This is a genomic window from Vibrio sp. 10N.222.49.C9 (assembly GCF_041474985.1).
Classification (GTDB): domain Bacteria; phylum Pseudomonadota; class Gammaproteobacteria; order Enterobacterales; family Vibrionaceae; genus Vibrio; species Vibrio crassostreae_C.
Genome location: NZ_JBFRVD010000025.1, coordinates 1 through 26,431, shown reverse-complemented (window position 1 = coordinate 26,431; position 26,431 = coordinate 1). Strand labels below are relative to the sequence as shown.

Here is a 26,431-nt window from a genome sequence, read left to right as displayed (position 1 = left end):
TCTTAGACAATCAAGTCAAGTAACATCACTTTTTACGAACAACTGGGTAATCAGAACCATGCAGCTCCTGCACAAAGCCAGAACCGTCACCGCTGTGCGTGATCCATACTTTCTCTTTTGCCCGCGTCATTGCTACATAGAACAAACGACGCTCTTCCGCATAAGGGAACGCGTCTGATGATTCAGTCAATGCGCCATCAATATGCAGCTGTTTTTTCTTGGTCGGGAACTGTCCTTCATCAACACAAAGAATAATGACAAAGTCCGCCTCTTTACCTTTACTGCCGTGGCAAGTCATGAACTTGATATCAATGGAGGTGAAGATCTTCTTCCAATCTTCCAACAACTCTGGCTTGTGGTAATGATTACGTCCAAGTAGCAACACCGATTTATTGGTTTTGCCTTTGGATTGACGGTTCAGTTGATCAAGAATCTTCTCAACTTCTTTGCTTGGCGCACTGTACACCGCCTTCTGCTTTTGTTGCTTGAAGCTGTTCAGTTCTTTCGGAATCTGAATTGGGTTTTCTTGTACAAAGCGATTGGCAACTGCACCTAGCTGATTGTTAAAGCGATAAGTGGTATCTAGGTGATGAATGGTCGAGCTTTCAAAGCGATCCTTAAAGCCCGTGGTCAAATCCACATCCGCACCCGCAAACTGATAAATCGACTGCCAGTCATCGCCTACTGCAAAAATAGAGGCTTGATGCTCGGCTTTAGACTGATTACAAAGTGCTTCAACCAAGGCAAGACGATCAGGTGAGATGTCTTGGTACTCATCGATCATGATGAACTTCCAAGGTGAGATAAACTTGCCCTTCTCGACATGCTGGGTCGCTCGACTGATCATGATTGAGAAGTCGATATGATTCTGTTCTTTCAGCTCCTTTTGCCACGCGGTTACACATGGCCAACACAGTGACAGTTCGCTGTTGAGGCGCGTATAGTCTCGATGATCAATCAGCTGTTGCTGTACTTCTTTTTTGGTTAAGCCCGACGCATTCAACTGTTCTAGCTGCTTTTCAAGCCAACCGATCAATTTGAGGTTTGAAACGTGGCTACCAAGCTCATCGTCACCGGTTAAATAAGCGATTGGCCATTTAGACAAATGCTTTTGCCAACGTTTAAAGTTGGTCGGTGTCATCCAGTGCTTCTTCAACCAATCAATGCACCATGCTTGGCGTTGGTTGTCATCGAGCGCTAAAGGAGAAATAACCACACGTTCGGGTTCAACTTGATTCAGTATCTTTAAACCCAACTGGTGGAAAGTGCTGACTTGCACCTTCTCTGCTGATAAACCAATTTTGCTGTCGAGACGTTGCTTCATCTCTTCTGCCGCTTCACGACCAAAAGCGAGCAATAGCAACTCTTCAGCTTGAGCTTGATGGCTTTGCAGTAAATACGCGACGCGAGCCGTTAGAACACTGGTTTTACCCGAGCCTGCACCCGCTAAAATAAGGTTGTGATCATCATTCATCAACACCGCATATTGCTGCGATAAGTTCAGTGGTGACGACTCACATTGCGCAAACAACACTTCCCAGTTTTTTCGCTCGGTCTCTAGCCATTGCTGGTTTCTTTCAGCTTGCTTGATTTCCGTTTCAGATAACCATGGCTGCATTCTTGCGATGCGGTTTGGCATGCGTTGTGCGGCCTCTTCTAGCGTCATTGTCATACTCTCTAAGCCTGAGTTGACCATATCAACCCAAGTGTTGACCTTAGAATGCGGTAGAAAGGCTGGTAATTGCTCAAGACGTGTTAATTCAGCTTCCCACTGAGGTACGTGTTCAGCCAATTGTTCACATTGAGTGTCGTGCCACTTCTGATAAGCACTAACTGACGCGCGTGCAAATTGACGGCATTGATCCCAAGGTAAGCCTTGTACTAACCAACTGCACTGTGTTCCATCTTGTTGATTAGCAAAAAATTGTAGCGATCCCCAGAACAATCCGCGCTTTATCGCGATCTTGCCACTCCAAATAGTAAATGGGATACGCTCTTCACTGCCTACTGAAGATAACAGCAAGCGTGGACCATCAAGTTCAACCTGATGATATTCATTTTGAATAAAAAACTGTGCAGTCTTGTTAGCGCTTAGCTGCATTGGAGTGTGCTCTTAATTGGGAATATTGAATTTATATCATGATGCAATGAGAATTAATAATATCTCATATCTTATCGACGCTTTCATGACCACCTACGGGCAATTATGGATAAGTATCAAATTCTTGTGCTTGATTTCTGTTAGGATTATGGTTTTTAGTGTGTCAAGTGAGCGACTGTGGACTTTTCAGCCAAATTACGCCTCTATTGGGCGAATAAAACCATAAATTACAGCGTATTAATTCTCATCACTCTGCTCGGCGTGGTGGTGCCTGCTTGGTATTATGGACAAAACACACTGATCACGCCTTTGATCTTAGGCGTTATTGCTGCGGCTCTTGCGGAAAGTGATGACAGCTTTACCGGGCGCTTGAAAGCACTCACGCTGACCTTTATCTGTTTCGCCGTTGCGGCTTTCTCTATTGAGCTTCTCTTCGATACGCCTTGGCTGTTCGCGATCGGGCTTTTTGTTTCAACCTTCTCTTTTATCATTCTCGGGGCAATTGGCCCTAAATACGCGAGTATCGCGTTTGGTTCTCTCTTGGTTGCCATCTATACCATGCTTGGTGCACACGAGAGCACCAACCTTTGGTTTCAACCGCTTCTACTGTTAACTGGCGCCGCTTGGTACTACTTCATGTCGATGATTTGGCAGATAGTGTGGCCAATGCAACCCGTGCAGCAAAACTTAGCCACGGTATTCGATCAAATCGGTAACTACATCGATTCAAAAGCGGAACTCTTCTACCCCGTTTCTGACTTGATTCCCCAGCCACACCGAATCATTGAAGCCAAACTCAACGCGAGTACCGTTAACGCACTCAACATGTGTAAAGCGACGCTGCTTAATCGCTCTAAGCGCGGACACATTGACGGCCCTAGTGACCGATTTCTTAACACCTACTTCATCGCACAAGATATTCATGAACGCGTCAGCTCTAGCCACTATCGCTATCAAGAGCTAGCAAAACACTTTGAGCGCTCTGACGTGTTGTTTAGATTTAAGTATCTACTGGAAGCGCAGGCCACTGCGTGTAAAGAAGTGGCGAGCTCGTTGAAAGTTGGCGCTGAATACCAGCATGGTGACAAGTCTGTATTGGCACTCGATGAGCTGATGTCTTCGCTCAATCATCTGCACCAACAGAATAATCCTAAATGGAAATCACTGCTGAACCAGTTGGATTACTTATTCAATAACCTAGCAACCGTTGAAAAACAGCTCTCGAATATCAGCAACCCAGATGCAGAGAAGATTGAAGAAGGTGTATTGGACGATACCAACCCTCATACTTTGACGGCAATGTGGCACAAGATCAAAGCTAACTTGCACACCGATTCTATGCTATTCCGCCACGCGATTCGCATGGCGATCACTTTGACGCTGGGCTACGGGATTATCCAGGGTTTTGATATCGAACGAGGTTATTGGATTCTACTGACGACACTGTTTGTGTGTCAGCCAAACTACAGTGCAACCCGTCAAAAACTGACGGCGCGTGTCATTGGCACGGTCGCAGGCTTATTGATCGGAGTACCGTTACTGACTTTCTTCCCGTCGCAAGAGAGCCAATTAGTGTTCATTGTGATCAGTGGCGTGATGTTCTTTGCGTTTCGAATCAATAACTACGGGTTTGCGACCGGCTTTATCACACTGCTTGTGCTCTTCTGCTTTAACCAATTAGGTGAAGGCTACGCGGTAGTATTGCCAAGGTTAGCGGATACCTTTATTGGTTGTGCTCTCGCCGTGCTTGCTGTCATTTATGTGTTACCTGATTGGCAGTCGAAGCGACTGCACAAAGTGATGGCGAATGCGCTCGATTCCAATAAGAACTATCTCGCTCAGATCATCGGCCAATACCGTGTCGGTAAGAAAGATAGCCTAAACTATCGTATCGCTCGACGTAGTGCGCATAATAATGATGCAAACCTGACTGCCGCGATCAGTAGCATGTTGGTTGAACCGGGTAAGTACCGCACCTCTGAAGATGAGAGCTTCCGATTCTTAACACTCAATCATGCTCTACTTAGCTATATCTCGGCTCTGGGTGCTCACAGAACGCGTATTGATGATGAAGCGACACACAAACTGGTGCTAGATGCGCACAGAGTAATCCACCAGCATCTCGACGCTCTAAATGATCAACTCTATTCTCATAAAGAGCATTGTGAAGTGAAAAACGCTTATGACCCGGAGCTGGATAAACGTTTGAGTGAATGGCGAGAAGAAGATGAGAATTCTGTCAAAATGGTTCTACAACAGCTCCATTTGATCTATCGAATGCTTCCAGAACTGCATACCTTAGCGACCAAGTTTGCAGTTAAGGTTAAGATCGACAAGTCGTTTGAAACAGAAGCTTCTTGAGCAACAAACAAAATACCGTAAAAACAAAAAGATAACGCCAATTGCTTATCTTTTGATCATCACAAATATTTATACATTGCTTTACCCATACCCCTAATTGGGTAGAGAAATTACTTACCTACCCTTGTGCCACAAGGGTTGAAGGCGTTTTTACATTGTAGGAATTTTCTGACTTTGATTGACCAAGCCTTAACTTTTCCTAACATTTCTCGGACAAAAAACGACCACAGGAATTTATAGTTGTCTTAGTTTCAAGAAACTTCAAACATCATTTAAAATTCACTTAATCTTGTTTGATTTCCTGAATCAGTAGGCTATGCTCTAAAGAGCATATTGATTTGAACAAAGGTCACACTATGAATACACAGCAATTTGAAGCATTTAAGCAGCAAATACAGCTTCTTAGCCCACAACAATTAAAAGCACTTCAGGGTGAGATCGACGGCAACCTTGAAACAGAGAAGCCTTCTTTGCTTACTGATGAAGAATTAAACGCGCTAAATGACCTGTTCAGTTAATAGACAGACATCACTATTTTAGCTTAAGTTCACATTTTCACCGTAAATTTCATCTGTTCACCATTGCGCTCAAAATATCGTCCGCCTAGACTCATTTCATACGTCAATAAAAGGTTCTGATATGTCGATATCTGGTATTCAATCTGGTTACGCCATTATTCAGCAATCCACCAACATGGCTGAAGAAGCCGCAATCGAGCTCAACCAAGCCTCCAAACACGCTCTAGAATCCGACGACACTTTCGAAGCTAGCGATCTCAGCTTTAATCAAATAGAGCCTGAACAAGCCATTTCCTTTAAAGACAAAGAACCTGAACCTGCTTCATCTTCAACCGATTCCTTGATTAAACTGACACAAAGCGCAAGTTATAACCGCGTTGGTGCAAGTGTGGTTGATCGTCAAAACGAAGCCATCGGTAGCCTTCTCGACATTCATATCTAAATTTCGCTCAAATACAGCCTATATTTCGCGAAACTTCGCTGCTTTTTGCTTCAACAACCACACAAACTGTAACTCATTATATCAGGCGCTTGTTTCTGGTTTATTACTCGGTAGAATCAGCGCAAACCAATTTGCTGCACAAACTTTACTTCATACTATTTATGCCAAAACTAAATCTGCATCGCCGTGACTATGTTTCTATTTTAGGAGGCGACATCTCCGCAGACGAATTAGAAAAAAAGCTTCAGCCTCATTTTGAAAAGCCAGTAAATAAGCTGACACCTAGCCCCTACCTGACAGAAAAGAATCTCACACGTCGCTGGACAGCGCTCGATAATGCAGATTCACAGCAAGAACTGCTCGACCCTCATACACAAAGTCAGTTCCAAGCTTATGAGAAAAACATTGAGCACTTTATTGGCACCGTTAAAGTCCCTGTGGGAATATCTGGCCCTTTAAGAGTCAATGGCCTATTTGCTACGGGCGATTACCTCGTACCACTCGCGACCACAGAAGCTGCGCTTGTCGCGTCTTATAACCGTGGTTCTAAGCTGATTACGGCTTGTGGTGGCGCAAGTGCTATGTTGCTCAATGAAGGCGTAACACGTACTCCTGGCTTTGCATTTCAAGGATTAGTTGAAGCCGGACAGTTTGTGGCTTGGGCTGTGACTCAGTATGACCAGTTCAAGATCTTGGCAGAATCAACAACATCACACGGCAAGCTGACCGACATTAATATCAACATCGAAGGTAACCATGTTTACTTGGTGTTCGAATTTCTAACCGGAGACGCTTCTGGTCAGAATATGGTGACCATCGCAACCAATGCCGTGTTTGAGTACATCATCGAAAATACGCCAGTTAAGCCTGACCATGCTTTCCTTGATGGCAACTTGTCAGGCGATAAGAAAGCCAATACCCAAACCTTGCGCAGCGTTCGTGGCAAAAAGGTAACTGCTGAGGTTAATATCCCTGCAGAGCTTGTCGCGAAGTACCTACACACGACACCAGAGAAGATGGTCCAGTTTGGCCAAATGACCACAGTCGGTGGCGCTTTGAGCGGCACTATCGGTATCAACGCCCATTATGCGAATGCACTGGCGGCACTTTACATCGCTTGTGGCCAAGACGCGGCCTGTGTCGCCGAGTCAGCGATTGGTATGACGCGTATGGAACTCAACAAAGAAGGCGGTTTATACGCTAGCGTGACACTGCCTAACCTAATGGTGGGGACTGTCGGCGGTGGTACTGGCTTGCCAAGTCAAAAAGCCTGTTTAGATTTACTTGGGCTGCATGGTAACGGTAAATCACAAGCCCTAGCTGAAGTTTGTGCTGCACTGTGTTTAGCGGGTGAACTATCGATTGTGGGCGCATTTTGCGCAGGCCACTTTTCACGAGCGCACCATAAGCTAGCTCGTAAATAACCTTTATCCAATTTGGCTTGTTCGATTTTGTCGTTCATGCAAAATCACAAGCCAATCTGAATGCGTGAGTCATAAATGGATTACTTACACTTATCTAGGGTGAGCCTTAAGCACCTCACTGCGCTTCATATTATGCTGAACACCCACAGCGTCACTCAGACCTCAGAGCAACTCTGTGTCAGCCCTTCGAGTGTAAGCAAAACCCTGTCTCAGTTGCGTGACATCCTGAATGATGAGCTTTTCTATCGAGATGGTACCAAGCTTATCCCGACTCCCTTTGCTCTGAAGATAGCGCCCACTGTTCACGCAATTCTTTCAAGCATGAATGGACTGCTTCATCAAAAGAGTTTTACCCCTCAAGAGTACCAAGGCAGTTTTTCACTTTCGATGCGTGAAAGTACTTTCGAAGTATTTGCCTCAAAGATCAGTAAAATTACCACTGAGCTCGCGCCAAGCGCGAAGCTCAACATCTATTCGAAACAACAGCTCGGCTTCGATGCTTTACTCAGTGGCAAGGTCAATTTGATCTTGTTGCCTCATGATATATCTCAGCCGCCGACCGATAACAAAGAGCTGGTTTGGGAAACAATTCTTCCAGATGAAATGGTTTGTTTGATGGGCGCACACCAGCCTCTCGCTCAGCAAGAACTGACGGTAGAAGGCTACTTAGATTACAAGCACATTGGGATTTTAGATAACGAACTGTCTCAGCCTTACTTTGAACAAAACTTGGTTCAATGCCACCAACCAAGAGAGATGGCAATATCGGTCGCGGACTTCGGCGCTGCGGCTGTGTTGTGTCACCACACACCTTTCCTGTTCACTTGCTCTAAACAGTGGGCTGAGCATGCTAAACAAGCTCAGGGCTTAGTGAGCAAGCCCTTGCCTTTTGATTACGGTAAGGTGGCGTACAGCTTGGTGTGGAATAAACCCAACATGAATGATCAAGCGATCAAATGGTTGTGTGACCTGTTTTTAGAAGCTTAATATTTTTAGAGACTTAATATCTTTAGAAAGTTAACGTTCTTAGAAGCCTGATTGACCGCCTAAGAAATCTAAAGACTAGGTATAAACCTCAGGAGTTTGCATCGGTCTTTGAACTATGGTGTAGAGCTTATCGTGAAAGCTCTGCATCTGTTTTTCGGTGCATTTCGGCCAATCTAACGCGTCGCCAATGACACCATGATGCTGAAACGCATTCAGCCGAATTCGAATATCACTTGGTAGAGTCTTCAAGTAACGCCCCACTTGTTCAATTTCGTCCTCAAGATCGCTTTTATTTGGGATATGTAGCAACCTAACTTCGTGCAGTTTTCCTTTATCTGCTAAGTAGTTAATGGTTTCAAACACCCTATGATTACCTCTACCCACTAACCATTGATGTGTTTCCGATTGCCATGATTTTAGGTCAATCATCGCGCCATCAAGATAAGGCAACACCTTGTCCCACCCTTGAAGTGACAGCGAACCATTACTATCAATAAAACACGTGAGATGCGCTAACTGTGAATCACGTTTAATCGCTTGAAACAGCTCTATGATAAACGGCAACTGCATGGTCGCTTCACCGCCAGAAACGGTAATGCCACTCAAGAAAAACTGATTATGCCTGACAAGCTCCAGAACCTCTGAGGCCGTCATTGTGGTAATTTTCGGGCTCGACTTATGATCGCAGACATCAATGCACTGATCGCAATTCGTACAGGCTGCTGGGTCCCACTTCACTTTGCCATCAATAAGACTCAGAGCACTGCTCGGACAGCCGCTAATGCAGTCACCACAATGGTTACAGTGATTAATTGTGTGTGGGTTGTGGCAAGTAATACAGTCAAAGTTGCAGCCCTGAAGAAACAGCACCAAGCGGTTTCCCGGGCCGTCAACACAAGAAAAGGTCAGCACACGGCTGACCTTCGCTTGTTTTTCTGTCTTATTATTTTTAACCCTAGCCATTTGAGTTGTTAGATCAGAAATTTTCATAATTCACATTGTTCGTATTCGAAACGCACCATACACATAACGCACGCACGTTAAAGCTATTCGTATGTCGGCGACATCTCTGAACTCACCACGCGTGGTTTACGCTCTAATATGCCCGTGTTCTTCGCAGCTTCGGCACCTAAAAAGGTGGTATTGGTGCGTGAGCCTTGCTCGTCATATTTGGCAATGTCAGATAGCTTAATCATGTAACCCGTGACACGAACCAAATCATTTGATGCAACGTTAGCCGTGAACTCTCGGTAACCCGCTTGAATCGCGCCTTTACACAGGTTAAACATCGCTTCAGGGTTAGATTTCACTGTTTCGTCGATGGTCAGAATGTCACTGATGCCCGAGGTGTAGAACTTATGGTGACCCGCGGTTGCACGAACGTAAGAGACAGGATCCGGTTCGGTACCATAAGGAATACGGACACCCGGCGTCACATCTTCATCTAAGCTAATACCGCCTTGAGCATGCAGCAGAGCTTTACCTTCTAACCCATACTTCACGTCAGAGCGTTCAACGATCTCAGCCAGTTTTTCGGAGATACGGTGACCAAGCTGATTTGCCTGTTCATCGTGACCATAGCGCCCTGCTTGGCCCTCTTTCTCCAACAAGATGTTGACTGCTTCCGCCATGCCATAAATACCAAACATTGGCGCAAAGCGATCTTCTTCGATAAGGCCTTCTTTGGTCAGGAAACCTTCGAAGAAGTTAGACTCTTCATGCAAGAAGCGGCTACGAGCGTTCATCAACTCAACCATGATGCCACTGTAGTTCGGCAGTACTTGTTGTAAGAAATCAGCACTGTCCTCAGACTTCAACGCCACTTGCTTTAGGTTCATACGCACCAAGGTATTTGAACCGCCCGCTAACGGCAGAGAGTTGTAGCAGCTCACAATACCAAAACGCTTATCGCCGTAAGCCTCGGCATGCGCTGGATAGTTTGCAATATGTGGTTTACTGCATTCACAGATGTTGCTCGCCGCATGACGAAGTAGATCATCAGGTGTCAAGGCTGGGTCGTACATAAAGGTTAAGTTTGGCGCGATCTGCTTCAATTCAGCGTCTACACGTAAAATCGTACGGCAGATAATGTTGTCTGTCGGGCCGATATTCACATGCATAAAGGCGTCTGGCAGTGTGCGATCCAACATGATCCAGAACAGCTTAATCTTTTGGTATACCTGCTCTTCTGTTAAGTCGCCCACGAAAGGCATCAACACATCATCCAACTGACCTAGGTAAACCGGAATTGAAGTGACAGACGGAACATGGTGGTAAAGGATGGTAAGCATGTTCAATGCTTCATCGAAGTTGGTTGCCGCGCTAAGCTCTAAATACTCTGAGCCTTGATGTAAGTATTTAGAATAATCTGGAAGTACATAGCGCGGCTTAAATGGGGCGTGCCCTTCAAACATGTCACACAGCACACCTTGTTGTAAGGCTTGCTCTACTTCTTTGCTTACCGGCATATACGGTAAGCTGGCTTCAGCTTCTAAGGCAAGATAGCTCGACTTCTGTTTTGGTGACAGGTTGGCATCTGAAATGATATTGCTAAAGCGTTGTTGTTGCTCTGAAAGTGGTGAAGAAGTAGATGACGCAGATTGGTGGCTCATGATTAAACCCTTAGTGTTGTTATGGGCTTATTTTATATCTCACCGTTATATTTCCACTAATGAAATGTATGCAAGACTACATTTCCAAAATGGAAATAAATAATTTGTAAATTAGCGGTGTTGAGTTTTCTATGAGCGAGATGAGAAATAGAGAAATAAAGAAATAGAGAAATAGAGAAACCAGAGTTAGTAGTGAAGAAATGAGAAAGCGCTAATTCGTTCTGTTTAAAACGATAGCGCCAAAAAGAGAAAACCCACATAACTGACGTTAGAGTCGTTAATGTGGGTTTAGTAGTTTAAATGAGCATTCTGAATGCTAGCTCAAGGCATACACACGATTACAGATCTGGAAGCGCTTGTTTACGTCCAACACCCATTAATACCTTTAACTCTCCTTGTGGAGTGTCAATCGAGAACGGTGTAGAGACTTCAACTACTGCAAAGCCCGCTGCACTCAATACATTTTCTGAGCGCTGTTGGCTTACACCGTAGTCTTCACTGTCGCTTTCCAAGTACCAATCCCAGTGTACAAACGTACCGTCGTTTTCAAGCAGCGTGTAAATCAGACTGACTGTGTCTTGTAGGTTCGGGATAAAACCACACACCGAAGAGGCTACCACTAGGTCAAACTGGTTTCTGAATGCTGGATGCTGCGCTGCAAGTCCGCGCGATAAAATATCAACTACCGGTTCAACGTTAGGTAACTCTTTCTTATCTAACTCTTCAATCATCCCTTCAGAGATATCAAGTGCGATGATCTCTTTTGCTAAAGGAGATATTTTCTGGCTGAGTAGTCCTGTACCACAACCAAAATCAAGGACACGGGTTCCGTTTAAATCAACGAGCTGTGTTAACTGGTCAAATACGGATTGTGCGAATACTGCAGTTGCGGGATCTTTATCCCAATCAACGGCGTATTCGTCCCATTGTTTCGCCATCATGGCCTCCATCTTTACTTCTTGTAGGTTGGGAACTTCCCCAGAGTAAACCAAATTAGTCAATTCGTCATAGAGTTATCATGCAAAGATGGACTATTTCTAAGATAGTCAGCACAATATTCAGATAATATGCACCAACCCCCGCTCAATATGGAAATGAAATGAACCTTTCTCAAGTCCAAGCCTTTTGTTCCGTTGCTGATTTAGGATCAGTTTCTGAAGCTGCACGCCAGTTAGAATGCAACCGAACCAAACTCAGCATGTCGATTAAAGCCTTGGAAAAAGAGTTAGATGTCGAGCTGTTCGTCCGCAGCGGAAACCACGTTGAGCTTTCAGAAGCGGGTAAAGCGATTTACAAAGATTGCGAAGGCATGTTGGTGACAGCCGCGCGTATTAAACAAACCTGCTTGCATGTTTCGGGCGAATTCAACGCAGAAATTTGGATAGCACGAGATGACTCCCTACCCGATGAAATGTGGCAGGACTTATCTCACGCCTTAAATAACAAGTACCCTTCTACCTCATTCAACTTCGTTCTCGCATCGAGCGGTGACTTAGCTAACCTAGTTGAAACTCAGCAAGTCGACTTCGCATTTGGTGTCGATTACGAACGCGTCGATGACCCAAGAATTATCTACAACCCGCTTGGTAAGATTCGAATGATGTCTGTATGCAAGAAAGGACATGATTTGAGTGCGATGCGACGAGTGTCTGATGAAGTACTGAGAAATTCGATGCAAGCAACCATGGTTTATCTTAATGAAAAGGATAATCCTGAGCTTGAGCCCTTCTCGCGTCGTTACATTGGCTTCTCTAGCTTCGACTTTATGTTGGATACGATTCTACGTGAAGAAGCATGGGGCGTAATGCCTGAGCCATTGATTCGCCATTTACTGCGTGAACAAGAGCTTGCCGTGATCAAACACACCTACGGTTTAACACAAGAAGACTACTGTATGTTTACCGCGGCTGGCATGGCAGAGCACCCAGGAATGAATTGGTTGGCCGACCAGCTTAGTGATTATTTGTTTGATTTCTAGACGGACGACTTTTACTCCATACTTAAGTCTTGCTCTAGAAAACCATCACGTGATCCACTAAGTAGCGTCCGTCTTCTTCAACCAATACCATTTCGGCGACAAACTCGCCTTTGGCGATGGTGTAAGCTTGTTTCCACACAAAAGCGATGGAGTCTGAACGTCTAAACAGCGCGACTTGCTCTCGCTCAGCAAAAAAGCCATTACTGTGCTGATAATGGTGACACACCTTTTCTAAATATTCCGGCGTAACAATGTCTTTCATCCTTTGAGTAAAGTCTCGACAGTGCTGTTCATGATCGACCTTGGTTGAACCGTCCATCAGATTATCCATAATCGGGTTAGCAATCACCCACAACTCGTTATCACTGATATCGTCAAACTTCATATTGATTCTCTCCTTGTCCATTGCAGTCGCAGTCAAATCTAGAAGACCAATAAGACCTTAGCGACTAATGTGTTGTATTAATCATAAACGATCCTATTTCAGTTGCACATCATCCCCAAAAAACACTCAACGTCAACTTTATTGACACCAAACCCTAACCTTAAGTCACTGAATTTTATTGATTTATATGTTTTAATTAAATAAGACATATAAACGTCATCAGATAAAGTTTGTAAAGTTAGCTCGATATTAGAACAATGAAGTTATCAAAAACATCTGGAAAATATTATGTGTGACAGGAAAAGTCAAAACGAAAATCGAGTACTATTGTTCTCAGCCCTTTTAGCATCAGGCTTCGCAATTGGCGGATTGGTGTTGGGTCTTCTCGTTGGCTCTCTGGTCATAGTGTTTGACGGTGTCTATTCTCTTATCAGCTTACTGTTAACTTTATTGTCACTAGCTGCTTCAAAATACATTAACCGCCCTTCAGATAGAGAGTTCCCGTTCGGTCGAGCTATCATCGAGCCGATTGTGATTGCGATTAAAGCCGTTGTGATTCTGCTTGTGGTTGGTTATTCACTTTACTCTGCGATTGGTGCCCTAATGACGGGTGGTCGTGAAGTTGATGCTTCTATTGCAACTCTGTTTGGTATTTTCAACGTGTTGGGTTGTGGTTACGCTTGGTGGTACATCGCGAATAAGAGCAAACGTATTTCTTCAGGTCTGATTCAGGCTGAATCTAAGCAGTGGCAGATGGATACGCTACTGAGTGTAGCGGTAACAGCGGGTTTCGTAGCGGCTTGGTTAATTACTTTTTCTCCGCTTGCAGAATACGCAGTGTATGCCGACCCAATGATGATGTTGCTAATGTCTTTCTACTTCATCAAAGTTCCTTTCGACATGTTACGTGAGGCGATGCGCGAACTGCTTATGATGTCGGCAAACAAAGATATTTGTGATGCGGTAGATAAGAACGTTGTCGCGGTAGACAAAGAAGCGGAGCAAGATTTGGAGCTGATGGGTGTGACTAAGGTTGGTCCAGAATTACGAATCAATGTTGATATTCATACCAACGACCAACAAGCGATTGCGGTCGATGATATTGAACGTACGCGCCGCCAACTTAAGCGACGCCTATCGAAGATGCCATATGAGCTTCAATTGAATCTCAATATCGCGAGTTAAGAGTCGAGAGTTAAGAACCAAGAGCTAACCAATCAACCTCTCGCTGACTAAGACTCTGATTGAACCTTTTTAGAAGCCGACGCCGTAACCGTCGGCTTTTTGTCTCTGGTTACCCACCAGCAAGCTAAAGAGCCAATCGTTACCATACAAACGCCCTGCCAAAACGTCATGCTCAATGACAAACCCAAAATAATAGAAGACAGTAAGGTCGCAAAAATAGGCGTGAAATACGACATGGTCGCCAAGAAGACCATATTGCCGCCAAGTATCGCTGTATTCCAAAGCGCGTAACCTGCGCCCATACACACGCCTGCCAACACTAAGTCAATCGCAGCACTGGTTGTCATCACCATGCCGGTTTCGTTACTCAATGCGTATTTGATCCACAAGGTGATTGCCGTTGCGATAAAGAACAACACAATCGCATTCTGCCCTTTCGCCACTTTCTGAGTGTAATTACAGTAAACCGCCCAAATAATCGCGCCGAAAAACGCCATTGAATAAGTTTTTGGGTTAGTAGCAACATTGGCAGCGATTTGTTCAACAGAAAGCCCCTGATCGCCGCTGATGCTCCAAGCGACGCCAAAGAAGGCCAAGAAGATACTTGGGTAAACCAACCAGTTAATTTTCTTGTCGCTCAGCAGCACCGCAAATAACACCGTCAGTGCTGGCCATAAGTAGTTGATGACAGCCATTTCCAAGGCTTGATGTCTATTGTTTGCCATTCCTAAAGCCAGAGCCAAGAAGATCTCATAACAAACGAACAAGGTGCCGCCAATCAGCAAATAAGACTTAGAAAAGCGTGACAGCTTTGGTAGACCCATAACACAGATCAACAACAGCGCACTCACCGTGTAAAGGCTGGCCGCACCACCGATTGGGCCCAGTTGTTCAGATACGCTTCGAGACAGCGCGATTAAGCAGCTCCAAAGTAGAATGGCAGCAATGCCGTAGCAGCTATGGCGATGAGATTTAAACACACCTCTTCCTTTTCTTTATTGTCATTGGGTAATCAAAGCGAGCTTAAAGCAAAGATAGACTTAAGCACCACTATCGATAACTTACAGTAGGTAAAAATAAGTAGCCGAGCACATAACTGCACTCGGCTATCAATCATTCACTCAAAAATCTAAAAGCAATTATGCCAATAACAGAGCTTGCAGGTCAGCTAAAGACTTAACTTGATAATGAGGGTTAATACCTGCTGGTGCTGCTTTCTCTTGGCTGTTCAACCAACACGTCTCAATACCAAAATCCAAGCCGCCTAAAATATCTGAATGCGGGTTATCTCCGACCATCAATACGCGTTGTTTTGCTGGTAAGCCAACAAGCTTGTGTGCATGTTCAAAGATTTCAGCGTCTGGTTTCGCGACACCGACTTCTTCAGAGATGATCACATGGTCAAAGTAATCTGTCATGCCTGTGCGTTCTAAACGTATAGATTGCAGCTCGGTAAACCCATTCGTGATGATACCCATGTTCACTTTGCCTTTTAAAGACTCCATCAACTCTTTTGCACCTGGGAGCAGAGAACAGATATCCGCCATTGCGGTCAAAAATGCACTGTTTAGTTCTGCTGTTGTTGTCTCTAACTTTGTTGCCCAGCTTTCAAAACGCGCGTGCTTCAGTTGAGCTGCCGTAATGCGGCCATCTTGATAATCTACCCAAAGTGGTAAATTAACCTCTTGGTAAACCGAATAATCCTGTTCACTAAAGTCCACACCAAAACGGGAGAACATCAGCTTCATTCCTTGAAAAGCATCAAAGTGGAACAAGGTTTCATCCGCATCAAAGAATATCCAATCGTACTTCATTTTCTGTCCTGTTATTCGCGTTGTTGAGCAGTGCTGTGTTTGTTTTTATCGTAGTTTTGCTTAATTTTTCTCTTCGCCTTGTAGGCTGGCAATCACTTTACTCGTAAATCTGTGAGCCTGTATATAAATCTAATAATTTATATAAAACAAGTCGCAACTCATGATGTATCGCAAATTTTGCCACATATTAAACCAATACCATACAAGAAATACATTTAAGTACCGGGAGGTATTATGAAACACTTCTTACCGTCATCTGTCATGCTCACCCCATTTCTTGTCAAATACTATGACGAGGAGCCAGAAGACACGCTTGATTCTGAAGAGTCACAAGAACCTGAAATTGAATGCAGCGATGACTCAGATAAAACGTCGACACCAGCCTAACTAGAAGAGTTTTCAATGAAAAACCTTATTTTTCATTGTTATAGAGCACCATTCTGCTCTTGGTGGAGCCAATTTATCGCTAATCACTACTGACAAAGAACACAGCCAAAAACCATGAAAACGATTGCTATATGAGCCCTATCACAACGACTAGCCACAAAGTGGTAGTTCGGAATCAAAGTTATTCCAGATCAATGGTCGACCACTTGAATGCCGACAACATGTAGGAAATTAAAAATCATAATTAACGGAGTTTTCCAATGTCTACTGCATTTTACATCCCTACAATCAACTTCATGGGTACTGGCTGTCTGAAGGATGCTGCTGATAGCATTCAGTCTCAAGGCTTTAAAAAAGGTCTGATCGTTACTGATAAGATCCTGAATCAAATTGGCGTAGTTAAGCAGGTACAAGACCTTCTTAGCCAGCGTGGCGTAGACGCAGTTGTATTCGACGGCACTCAACCAAACCCAACCATCACTAACGTGAACGATGGTCTAGAATTGCTGACTGACAACGATTGTGATTTTGTTGTTTCTCTAGGTGGCGGTTCTCCACACGACTGTGCAAAAGGTATCGCTCTGGTTGCTTCTAACGGCGGCAAGATTGCAGATTACGAAGGTGTCGATCAATCTGAAAAACCGATGATGCCTCTTATCGCTATCAACACGACTGCGGGCACCGCTTCAGAAATGACACGTTTCTGCATCATCACTGATGAAGAGCGCCACATTAAGATGGCTATCGTTGATAAGCACACAACACCGCTTATTTCAGTAAACGATCCTGAACTAATGCTTGCTAAGCCTGCATCACTGACTGCTGCAACAGGTATGGATGCGCTAACACACGCAATCGAAGCTTACGTTTCTATCGCAGCGACACCAATTACAGACGCTGTAGCGATTAAAGCCATTGAACTTGTACAAGCACACCTAAGAACAGCGGTTACGCACGGCGAAGACATTGAAGCTCGTGAGCAAATGGCTTACGCACAGTTCATGGCGGGTATGGCGTTCAACAACGCGTCACTAGGTTATGTTCATGCGATGGCGCATCAGCTAGGCGGCTTCTACGATCTTCCACACGGTGTGTGTAATGCTATCTTGCTACCACACGTTCAACGCTACAACGCGCAAGTTTGTCCTGAGCGTCTACGTGATGTTGCAAAAGCAATGGGCGTTAACGTTGAAGGTATGTCACCAGAGCAAGGTGCAGAAGCTGCGATCGAAGCAATTGTTCAACTAGCAAATGACGTGAACATCCCAACAGGTATCGCGCAACTTGGTGCGAAGCTAGAAGATATCCCTACTCTGTCTGACAACGCACTGAAAGACGCATGTGGTTTTACTAATCCTAAACAAGCGACCCACGAAGAAATCTCTGCGATTTTCGAAGCGGCAATGTAATCTGCCATTAAGTCACTTATAAACTTATCGACAAACGGGCTCACCTACTGAGCCCGTTTTCTTTACCTGCCATATGTTATTCAAGTCTCTGTTTTGAATAGCCACTGATTAAGATAAATCTCTTTAAAAGTCGCATTGTCATAACTGCTTAGTTATAGTCAAACTATTGATACATAGAATGACAAACAGGTTCCATTGAGTCGTTGGATAGTTAACTCCTCATTATTAGCATCGCTCGTTTCCCACTCTGCCTTCGCGGAGGAACAGGATGAGTGTCACAGCCAACCGTTAGAAGACACGCGCGTCGAAAAAGCTTACCACTACCTAAACAGCAAGTTTTGTCAGCCCGCAATATGGTTCGATAACTTCTTTGTGGATGACCGTATTACCGAGGACGCCAGAGCCGGAACCTCTGTACGTTGGTATAATGATTTCATCTATTCTGAGGGCGGTGACGTGGATTATTCCACCAAGCTCAACGCACGCCTGCATTTACCCTTTGTCAGCAAAAGGCTTAAGCTAATCTACGAGTCTGTTGGCGATGAAGAATTCTTAGACTTCTTCCCACAAGATTCTGAAGAGTTAGAAAATGCACTTGGCCTTCGTTATGACGCCTATGCCAAGGGTTACAGTAGTTTCAATATCAAAGCGACATTACGCCCAAGAATAGAGGCTCGCTATCGTTTTACCTACCCGCTCACCACAGATGCAGTATTCCGGCTAACCCAACGTGTGTATCAAGAGAAGAAAGAGACGGGAGAGAGCACTGATATCGATTTTGACCTCTCTTTGAGTGACGATTTCTTAGCGCGTTGGTCTAACTTTGCTGGCTATAACGATGACCTCAAAGGCTGGGAGTATGGTACGGGCATTACCTTGTACCATTACCTTTCTCAAGACCAAGCTCTGTAATACAGCGCCACGATAACCGCGACCAGCGAACCGTATAACCACAACGAATATTCGCAAGTGTCGGTAACGTATAGAGAAAATGTATGGAAGGAATGGCTGTTTTACGAGGTCACCCCGCGTTACCAGTGGGAACGAGAGCCTTACGAGAAACACACGGAAGAAGCCAACATCACCCTTAGGCTTGAAGTCTTGTTCAACAATGTCTAGTGAGTGTTTGTGAGATTGGGGCATCGTTAGATAGAAAACGAGGCACAAAAAAGCACATCATGTGATGTGCTTTTTCAGTTCTATATAAGGCTTAAACTGTAGTCTTAACCTTTGTAATTTCTTACTCGCGCCGCTTCTGCTTCACGTTTATCGACAACCGTCTTACCGATTGGCGCCAGCGAGATAACCGCTAATTTAAGGTGCTGAATCGCGAACGGAATACCGATGATGGTAATGAAACACGCCACAGCTGACATGATGTGACCAATCGCTAGCCAGATACCCGCAAATAAGAACCAAATCACGTTACCAATCACGCCTAGCGGGCTCGTGCCGATGTCCATTTCATTGGTTAGCTCATCACGCGAAATCGCTTCCTGACCAAATGGGAAGAATGAGAAGTTACCCATAACGAAACACGCTCTACCCCATGGAATACCAACGATGGTTAGGAATGCGAGCAGTCCGAAGAACCACCAAGCTAGTCCCATAAATACGCCACCGAACAGAAACCAAATGATGTTTCCTATTGTTTTCATTCTGTATTCTCCAAATCTTTAAATGCTGTTTATTTGATATGCCGAGTAAGGCAATGCTTGTTGTAATAGGTTCATTATTGTTGAACCTTTATGAACCGTTTATGAATCACTTACATTTTATGTGATTGATATACACCACGGTTCTCTAAATCTACATAGGGCTAAACCCATTTATTTGATACCATACACTTAGATTTTTAGTACCAAAAAGCTAAACAGACTCAACAACGAATTTAAGGCCGAATTTATGAATAACACTGAGCAACCTAAAAAGAAAATGAAAAACTGGGTGCCAATCGTCTTCTTCGGACTTCTCAGTACGGTTCCAGTGTTCATGTTCTTAGTTGATGTGTACATCAACCAGTATATGTAACAGAGCCGGACATCCTAGCTATATAAATGGATATAAGAACCCTTTCCTGTATCCATTTCAGTTCCAATTAGATCAGTTCTTCTTCAGCCAGCTCTTCGTTAATCAAATCAGCTCTTCGCTAATAAAATCTAGAATGTCTATCAGCTCATGATCAGGCAAATTTAGTAGGTTATCCCCTACATACCATTCAATCTTACATTGGTTTGGCAACTCACTGATCGCTGGGTTTCCTATCCAAATCTTGTGTTTCTTCGCTATGTTATCTCTCACAATAATGCCGTCTTCATAGCTCACAGGTAAATATAGGTGAAGCATGTTGACCTGCGGTTGCTGCGGATTAACAGTGAACTGAGGATAGTCTAATAAGATTTGGTAGATCTGTTTTGTTCGCTCAAACAGTGATGGCATCAACTCTAATCGCTCATCAAACTGCATTGCTGCTGAAACCACATAAGGCGTTCGGTGATAAACATTGCCACCTTGGCGCTTCATCCACGCCGATGCTTTCGCGACAAAGGCTTTATCGCCCAACAATAACGAACCACCAAGGCCATTGAGACCTTTGTACAGCGAAACATAAGCACTATCGAAGCCCTGAGCAATCTCGCTGTATGGCTTTTGATAATACGCGCCGCATTCCCACAAACGTGCACCGTCCATATGAAGGTGAATCGATTGTTCTTTGCAGTATTGCTTGATCGCTTCAAGCTCATCCCATTCTGGTAATTGGCCGCCGATTTCACGCATGGGTAATTCATATAGAGCGGCTGCAATCTCATCAGGCCATGCCTTTAAGTCATCAACATTCCAAGTGCGAAATACATTGCCGACCGGAAGCACGTTGAAACGATTTTGGAGCTGATACCCTTGGCGTTCATGGCGAATGATATGACTCGACTCATGCATCGCTACTACCGGGTTTCTTTTCTCTTGGCAGGCAATTTCTAATGCTGTGGGTTGATTCATGGTGCCGGTAATAACAAACACGGCGGCTTCATAACCAAGCAGCTCTGCGACCTTATTTTCAAAGCTCTCGATAAACTCGCCATCACCGTAGCTATCATGGCTCACATTGTGTGTTTCACACCATTCAGCCATCTGAGCGAATGTTTGTGCTGGTGTCGGTTCTAGATGACCAGAAAGCAACAAATCACATTGTTGACGCAAGTCCATGCTCATAGTTTTTTCCTTTATTCATTATCGTTCTATGTAGGGTTATTGGATTATTTACGTTACCCACCAACGGTGACATAAAATGCCCACATTCGCTTTTACTATTCGTGAATAATTAGTTTTACTCAGTCATCGGCTACTTGTGCCTGAAAGACACAAAATGACTGGTGTCTTATATAATTAAACGCAGAAAGCACACGTATCTAAACAAAGAAGTATGGGCTAATTCGTTGTTGTTCAACCATTCTTCTATTATTGTATAACTATAATTCCAATAAATATTATTCGTTAATGGACAAAGAGGGCTATATGTCGAAAAATCGAGTCTTGGTGCTATTCGCCCACCCTTCTCAACATCGTTCTGAAGCAAACAAACCCTTATTTGAACAAGCCAAACGCGTTGACGGTGTTACCTGTGTCGATCTCTATGCCGAGTATCCGACATTTAAAATCAACATCGACCGTGAACAGAAACGCCTGTTAGACCATGACATCATCATTTTTCAGTTTCCTTTGTATTGGTACTCAACACCGGCAATTCTTAAAGAGTGGCAAGACCTTGTTCTTGAATACGGCTTCGCCTACGGCGCCGATGGCAATGAACTACAGGGTAAGAACTTATTATGTAGCATTACTGCAGGTGGTAAAAAAGATGCCTACCAAAGTGATGGTTACAACCATTTCACTATTCGAGAGCTGCTTCACCCAATCGAACAAACTGCTTCTCTGTGTGGGATGAACTATCTCGCGCCCTTTGCGTTATTTGGCTCGCGTACCGCGTTGGAAGAAAACCGCATTCAAGAGCATGTCGATAGCTATAAAGTGCTGTTAGAGGCGTTGGTTGCCGGCAAGATCAATATTAAGAAAGCCAGCAAAGCAGAAAAACTCAACCACTACGTAGAAGAACTAATGGCAGAGGTTAAATAATGACGGGATATTTTCTACAAGCGTTTATCTACTTAGTCGCAGCAGTTATTGCCGTGCCTATTGCCAAAAGACTTGGTCTTGGTTCTGTATTAGGTTACCTCATTGCTGGTGTTGTGATTGGCCCAATCATCGGCTTAGTGGGTGAAGAGACCACAACCATCCAACACTTTGCCGAGTTCGGCGTGGTTATGATGCTGTTCTTGGTCGGCCTTGAACTTGAGCCTAAGATGCTTTGGGCAATGAGAAACCGACTGATGGGGCTGGGTGGCCTGCAAGTTGGTGGCACTACCGCGATTGTAATGGGTATCGCCCTTTTCTTCGGACAACCTTGGACCATTGCGCTGACTATCGGTTTGATCTTCGCACTGTCATCTACCGCGATTGTACTCCAAACCTTTAACGAAAAAGGGCTATCCAAAACAGAAGGCGGCAAGAACGCTTTTTCAGTCCTACTGTTCCAAGATATTGCCGTCATCCCTATGTTGGCGTTCATTCCTCTATTAGCGTTGCCAGAATTAATTGAAGCTGCACAAAGCGCGGTCGCTTCGGCCTCTGATCATCATGAAGAGTTAAGTCTTGTTGCTGGCCTACCCGGTTGGGCTTATGGCCTTGTGATCACAGCATCTATTGCGATTGTTGTGGTCGGCGGACACTTCTTGAGTCGTCCACTGTTCCGCTTCGTGGCAAGCTCAGGCCTGCGTGAAATCTTTACTGCAACCGCACTGATGTTGGTGATTGGTATTGCTGCACTGATGAGCCTAGTCGGCCTATCACCGGCTTTGGGTACCTTCCTTGCGGGTGTGGTTTTAGCGAACAGTGAATTCCGCCACGAGCTTGAGTCTAATATTGACCCGTTTAAAGGGCTGCTACTTGGCTTGTTCTTCATTACCGTTGGTGCTGGCATCAACTTTGATGTTCTATTCAACGACTTTGGTTTGATCATTGGCCTCACTCTTGGCGTTATGCTTCTTAAAGCCTTGGTGCTATTTACGTTGGCATTGATCTTCAAAATCAAAAACAGTGACCGTTGGCTGTTTACACTGAGCTTGGCGCAAGCCGGTGAGTTTGGTTTTGTACTACTAAGCTTCTCAGCTCAAAACCACGTATTACCTGCTGACATCGTTCAAACATTGTCGCTGGTTGTGGCACTTTCAATGTTCCTAACACCAGGGCTGTTCATTCTATTTGATAAAGTGATTCTTCCTCGTTACGAACAAAAATCTAACGACCGCGAAGAAGATACCATCGAAGAGAAAGGTACCGTTATCATTGCGGGCATTGGTCGATTCGGTCAAATCGTTAACCGCTTGTTGGTGTCGAACGATGTCAATACGGTGGTTCTTGATCACCAAGCGAACCAAGTAGACTTACTACGCTCTATCAATATCAAATCTTACTTTGGTGATGCGACACGTCACGACTTATTGCATACCGCCGGAATCGAAGAAGCCGCGATGCTAGTAGTAGCAATCGATAATCAAGACTCAAGCGTTGAATTGGTCAAATACGTTAAACACACCTACCCTAAAGTGAAAATCTTAGCCCGCGCATTCGACCGTGGTCATAGTTATCGCTTACGAGAAGCAGGTGCAGACTTTGTGGAATCAGAGACCTACCATTCTGCTCTTGAAATGGGTGCAGAAGCCTTGCGCTCTTTGGGTCATCACCCATTCTTCGTTGAACAGCAAAAATCGACGTATCAACGCGTTGAAAGCCGTAAGTCTGAAAAGCTCTATCAAGCTTGGTCTGAAGCGGAAGAGAACCCACGCTACGACAACAACTACCGACAAATCTTCATTCACCTTGAAGAAGCAATGAAAGAAGATATGAAAAAAGACCGTTCAGACAAACACTCTCGCTCTGAACGTGGTTGGACACCACCACCAAAAGGCTATGCAGATGGCTTTGAGGAAGAAGAGTCTTAAACGGCATCTAGACTTCAGCTCTAGATAACCATGCAATTCAACCATCAAAAGCGGCTATTTAAGCCGCTTTTTCTTTCATTTACCCCCTACAAAACGTCAAATGAGCATAAGTAGCGGGTGCTGAAACTCGTAATCCGAGAGATTTGTGTGATCTAGCTAAAATTTTTAATTTCTGACCACATAGCAAAAGTGGATTCAATTTTTACATTATTGAAACATTCCACCCCTGCATAAACCACACCATAAACATGGCTATATATGCACTCATTCCTACCATTCAAGCACCCACCCAATTCATAGCGACCACTAACTAAGGCTTGAATTACATTGCATATATCGAAATGCGCCGCAAAAGCCCCAACAAACCCATTCATCAATCAAATAAATAACGCACAACATTCACAAATTCAAACTATCAAAATTAACATAAACATTTCAAAATATGTCTATCGTTACAATTTGTAACGAATGGCGGTTGTCGGTATAGTCCTGCAATTCAAAAAGTGAGACCTTTGCGCTCACCTTAAAGGAGATATAATAATGATTACTAATGATGCTGTAATAATGGGCATGTTAGCTGTTATTCTTGGCGGTGTTTTTATCACGGAAAGTAGCCAAAATAGCGCACTGAAAAAATTCTACTCGTTCGTTCCGGGTCTATTGCTCTGTTACTTTGTTCCTTCTCTATTGAACAGCCTAGGCATCATCGACGCATCAAACTCAAAGCTGTACTTTGTTGCAAGTCGTTACCTATTACCAAGCGCACTCGTTCTACTGATCATCTCAGCTGACCTACGCAAAATCTTCGGCCTTGGCTCAAAAGCCGTCATCATGTTCCTAACGGGTACTGTCGGCATCATCATTGGTGGCCCTTTGGCGATTTTAATTATCGATCAAGTTAACCCTGACCTCGTATCTGGCGATGTATGGCGTGGCCTTACAACTGTCGCTGGTTCTTGGATCGGCGGCGGTGCGAACCAAGCAGCAATGAAAGAAGTGTTCGAGGTTGATGATCAACTATTCTCTGCAATGATTACGGTTGATGTTATCTGTGCGAACATTTGGATGGCCGTGTTACTTATCATGGCAGGTCGCCAGAAGAAAATTGATGCATGGTTAAAAGCAGACACATCAGCTATCGAAGAGCTAAAAGAGACGGTATCTAAATACCAAGAAGAGAACGCTCGCCCAACAACAACAACCGATCTTATGAAGATCACGGCAATTGCTTTCGGTTTGACGGGTTTAGCTCACTTATTCAGTGACATGATTGCACCATGGATCTCAACCAACGCGCCGGAGCTTGCGAAATATAGCCTAACATCTGGCTTCTTCTGGCTGATCGTAATGGTGACAACGTTCGCGCTGATCGCTTCATGCTTCAAATCTACACGTAGCCTTGAGCACAGCGGCGCGTCTAAAGTAGGTTCAGCGTTCATCTACATCCTAGTTGCAACTATCGGTATGCAAATGGATGTGACAGCTATATTAGACAACCCAGGTTACTTCTTCATTGGTATTACATGGTTAACTATCCATGCCCTTCTAATGATTGTGATGGCGAAGCTAATTCGTGCACCATTGTTCTTTATGGCTGTAGGTAGCCAAGCTAACGTAGGCGGCGCTGCATCGGCACCTATCGTCGCGGCTGCATTCCACCCAGCATTGGCACCAGTAGGTATCCTAATGGCGGTATTGGGTTATGCTCTCGGTACATACGGCGCTTACATCTGTGGTCTCATCATGCAAGTTGCTGCTGGTTAATAGAATCGCTTAATCCAATAACACCAAAGGCTGAACGATGATCGTTCAGCCTTTTTCGTTTCTAAAACTGTATTTCAAATAACGGCTTAATCGAACAAAGATGTCAGTTTATTTTCCACCACAGGGCTGATATTAAAGCTCAACATAAAATCTGGACGCGTTTTTTCGTCTTTCTCAAGGTAATAGTTCGCTTCAATGCCAAACTTCCAAGGGCGTCCATTCAGAACCGTTGTTTTACTAACACTGATGTTTAACGGAATTTCCGCCAGATCCTTATTCCAGTCGTACGAGAATGTTGGTGCAGAGCCCACCGTCCAACCGCCTCCTAAGATCTCCACCCAAAACACTTGTGTCGACGTCCTGTTGATTCGAGTATCAGAATGGTCGGCTCCGTCTCCAGAAACACCATACAAGTGATTTGGGAACATACCGACAACTCGCTCGCTACTCGCTTTCCCGACCATAAACTCTGGTCCGACAGCAAATTGATCCGCTGTTAAGTCACTGCTGCCCGTTGGCAACGAAGCAAAGATACCGAACGCGACAATAGTACCGCCCTCCATTTTAGGCGCATAAGCTAAATCAAATGAGATGTCTGTAAAGCCTGACTGCTCCGTGTGTTGCGAGCTTGCTGGTGCGTCCACATGGAAATCGTTCTGTACATAAGAGATGGCCGGGCGGAAGATCACTTTGTCGCCGTTATCCATGGGAAACGGCAGTGTCGGCTGTAATACTGTAGCGAAACTGTCCCCTCCACCATCGTAACCACCTGAATACTGGAGCTTTAAATTAAGGCTAGCGTAAGCTGTGTTTGGGTTTGCAAGTTCCTTTGCTGCCTGTTCTGCTGCTTGATCGCTTTCAGATGGCTTTGTTTCCTAATTGGATCTCAGATAGAAACGGCCAGTATGGGTGATTATTAGGCTATTTCTATCGTTTTAGGCATACCTAACCCTGTGAGCTTATTCAACGCTTTAATCATGGCGTAGGTTTCACCAACCTGAGCATTAT

Annotated in this window: 22 protein-coding genes and 2 pseudogenes; 14 read left to right on the top strand and 10 right to left on the bottom strand. The window is 44.5% G+C overall.

From position 1 onward, the window contains the following. Positions 1-25: 25 nt before the first annotated feature. Positions 26-2,101 (bottom strand): DNA helicase IV, encoded by a 2,076-nt coding sequence (gene helD, locus AB4585_RS11380; RefSeq protein WP_372169844.1) that lies wholly within the window; start codon positions 2,099-2,101, stop codon positions 26-28. A 177-nt stretch (positions 2,102-2,278) separates the two neighbouring features. Between helD and yccS the strand changes: the two genes are divergently transcribed. The 5 genes from yccS (at position 2,279) to AB4585_RS11355 (ending at position 7,833) form a co-directional block, all read left to right on the top strand. Then, complete coding sequence (gene yccS / locus AB4585_RS11375; protein ID WP_017067021.1) at positions 2,279-4,462, top strand: YccS family putative transporter; 2,184 nt, start codon at positions 2,279-2,281, stop codon at positions 4,460-4,462. A 332-nt stretch (positions 4,463-4,794) separates the two neighbouring features. Then, a complete protein-coding gene (locus AB4585_RS11370; RefSeq protein WP_029235859.1) occupies positions 4,795-4,980 on the top strand; it encodes a hypothetical protein in 186 nt (61 codons plus the stop codon). Positions 4,981-5,101: 121 nt separating this feature from the next. After that, on the top strand, positions 5,102-5,422 hold the full coding sequence (locus AB4585_RS11365; protein ID WP_017060893.1) for a hypothetical protein: 321 nt from the start codon (positions 5,102-5,104) through the stop codon (positions 5,420-5,422). 161 nt (positions 5,423-5,583) lie between these two features. Continuing rightward, a complete protein-coding gene (locus AB4585_RS11360) occupies positions 5,584-6,846 on the top strand; it encodes a hydroxymethylglutaryl-CoA reductase (protein ID WP_029235254.1) in 1,263 nt (420 codons plus the stop codon). 75 nt (positions 6,847-6,921) lie between these two features. Further along, positions 6,922-7,833, top strand: coding sequence for a LysR family transcriptional regulator (locus tag AB4585_RS11355; RefSeq protein WP_372155152.1), 912 nt, complete (start codon positions 6,922-6,924; stop codon positions 7,831-7,833). Positions 7,834-7,908: 75 nt separating this feature from the next. Here AB4585_RS11355 and AB4585_RS11350 read toward each other — a convergent pair whose 3' ends face one another. From AB4585_RS11350 to AB4585_RS11340, 3 genes are all read right to left on the bottom strand, one after another. After that, entirely contained in the window at positions 7,909-8,823 is a 915-nt protein-coding gene (locus AB4585_RS11350) for a YjjW family glycine radical enzyme activase (protein WP_372111625.1), read from the bottom strand. A 56-nt stretch (positions 8,824-8,879) separates the two neighbouring features. After that, positions 8,880-10,445 carry a YjjI family glycine radical enzyme gene (locus AB4585_RS11345; RefSeq protein ID WP_372155150.1) on the bottom strand — a complete coding sequence of 522 codons (1,566 nt, stop codon included), beginning with the start codon at positions 10,443-10,445 and terminating at the stop codon, positions 8,880-8,882. A gap of 338 nt (positions 10,446-10,783) precedes the next feature. Beyond that, positions 10,784-11,383, bottom strand: a complete 600-nt coding sequence (locus tag AB4585_RS11340; RefSeq protein WP_017064785.1) for a class I SAM-dependent methyltransferase — start codon at positions 11,381-11,383, stop codon at positions 10,784-10,786. A gap of 161 nt (positions 11,384-11,544) precedes the next feature. Here AB4585_RS11340 and AB4585_RS11335 point away from each other — a divergent pair, with 161 nt between their 5' ends. Further along, positions 11,545-12,423, top strand: a complete 879-nt coding sequence (locus AB4585_RS11335; RefSeq protein ID WP_016797108.1) for a LysR family transcriptional regulator — start codon at positions 11,545-11,547, stop codon at positions 12,421-12,423. A gap of 34 nt (positions 12,424-12,457) precedes the next feature. On the opposite strand, the gene AB4585_RS11330 is transcribed toward AB4585_RS11335, so the two are convergent. Beyond that, entirely contained in the window at positions 12,458-12,808 is a 351-nt protein-coding gene (locus AB4585_RS11330; protein WP_052880051.1) for a hypothetical protein, read from the bottom strand. 288 nt (positions 12,809-13,096) lie between these two features. Between AB4585_RS11330 and AB4585_RS11325 the strand changes: the two genes are divergently transcribed. Continuing rightward, positions 13,097-13,993, top strand: a complete 897-nt coding sequence (locus AB4585_RS11325; RefSeq protein WP_017060900.1) for a cation diffusion facilitator family transporter — start codon at positions 13,097-13,099, stop codon at positions 13,991-13,993. A 47-nt stretch (positions 13,994-14,040) separates the two neighbouring features. On the opposite strand, the gene yddG is transcribed toward AB4585_RS11325, so the two are convergent. Then, positions 14,041-14,973: an aromatic amino acid DMT transporter YddG gene (yddG, locus tag AB4585_RS11320; RefSeq protein ID WP_371721354.1), complete on the bottom strand. Its 933-nt coding sequence runs from the start codon at positions 14,971-14,973 to the stop codon at positions 14,041-14,043. Between the two features lie 159 nt (positions 14,974-15,132). Beyond that, on the bottom strand, positions 15,133-15,807 hold the full coding sequence (gene yjjG / locus AB4585_RS11315; protein WP_065584585.1) for a pyrimidine 5'-nucleotidase: 675 nt from the start codon (positions 15,805-15,807) through the stop codon (positions 15,133-15,135). Positions 15,808-16,041: 234 nt separating this feature from the next. On the opposite strand from yjjG, the gene AB4585_RS11310 reads away from it, so the two are divergent. From AB4585_RS11310 to AB4585_RS11300, 3 genes and pseudogenes are all read left to right on the top strand, one after another. Next, positions 16,042-16,194: a hypothetical protein gene (locus tag AB4585_RS11310; RefSeq protein WP_372155149.1), complete on the top strand. Its 153-nt coding sequence runs from the start codon at positions 16,042-16,044 to the stop codon at positions 16,192-16,194. Between the two features lie 260 nt (positions 16,195-16,454). Further along, positions 16,455-17,603, top strand: a complete 1,149-nt coding sequence (yiaY, locus tag AB4585_RS11305) for an L-threonine dehydrogenase (RefSeq protein ID WP_102428336.1) — start codon at positions 16,455-16,457, stop codon at positions 17,601-17,603. 195 nt (positions 17,604-17,798) lie between these two features. Then, a pseudogene (locus tag AB4585_RS11300) lies at positions 17,799-18,722 on the top strand (hypothetical protein). Positions 18,723-18,826: 104 nt separating this feature from the next. Here the strand turns inward: AB4585_RS11300 and AB4585_RS11295 are convergent. Then, complete coding sequence (locus AB4585_RS11295; RefSeq protein ID WP_004730224.1) at positions 18,827-19,261, bottom strand: YccF domain-containing protein; 435 nt, start codon at positions 19,259-19,261, stop codon at positions 18,827-18,829. A gap of 247 nt (positions 19,262-19,508) precedes the next feature. Here AB4585_RS11295 and AB4585_RS11290 point away from each other — a divergent pair, with 247 nt between their 5' ends. Then, complete coding sequence (locus AB4585_RS11290; RefSeq protein WP_017060906.1) at positions 19,509-19,634, top strand: hypothetical protein; 126 nt, start codon at positions 19,509-19,511, stop codon at positions 19,632-19,634. A 102-nt stretch (positions 19,635-19,736) separates the two neighbouring features. Here AB4585_RS11290 and AB4585_RS11285 read toward each other — a convergent pair whose 3' ends face one another. Beyond that, entirely contained in the window at positions 19,737-20,813 is a 1,077-nt protein-coding gene (locus AB4585_RS11285) for a low specificity L-threonine aldolase (RefSeq protein WP_372155147.1), read from the bottom strand. Positions 20,814-21,116: 303 nt separating this feature from the next. Between AB4585_RS11285 and AB4585_RS11280 the strand changes: the two genes are divergently transcribed. From AB4585_RS11280 to AB4585_RS11270, 3 genes are all read left to right on the top strand, one after another. Then, positions 21,117-21,734: an NAD(P)H-dependent oxidoreductase gene (locus tag AB4585_RS11280; RefSeq protein WP_046223961.1), complete on the top strand. Its 618-nt coding sequence runs from the start codon at positions 21,117-21,119 to the stop codon at positions 21,732-21,734. After that, on the top strand, positions 21,734-23,659 hold the full coding sequence (locus AB4585_RS11275; RefSeq protein ID WP_048608770.1) for a monovalent cation:proton antiporter-2 (CPA2) family protein: 1,926 nt from the start codon (positions 21,734-21,736) through the stop codon (positions 23,657-23,659). The genes AB4585_RS11280 and AB4585_RS11275 overlap by 1 nt, the downstream gene beginning before the upstream one ends. Positions 23,660-24,199: 540 nt before the next feature. Next, positions 24,200-25,423 (top strand): DUF819 domain-containing protein, encoded by a 1,224-nt coding sequence (locus AB4585_RS11270; protein ID WP_372169838.1) that lies wholly within the window; start codon positions 24,200-24,202, stop codon positions 25,421-25,423. An 86-nt stretch (positions 25,424-25,509) separates the two neighbouring features. On the opposite strand, the pseudogene AB4585_RS11265 reads toward AB4585_RS11270, so the two are convergent. Continuing rightward, a pseudogene (locus AB4585_RS11265) lies at positions 25,510-26,286 on the bottom strand (hypothetical protein); the annotation flags it as partial. Positions 26,287-26,431 lie beyond the last annotated feature (145 nt).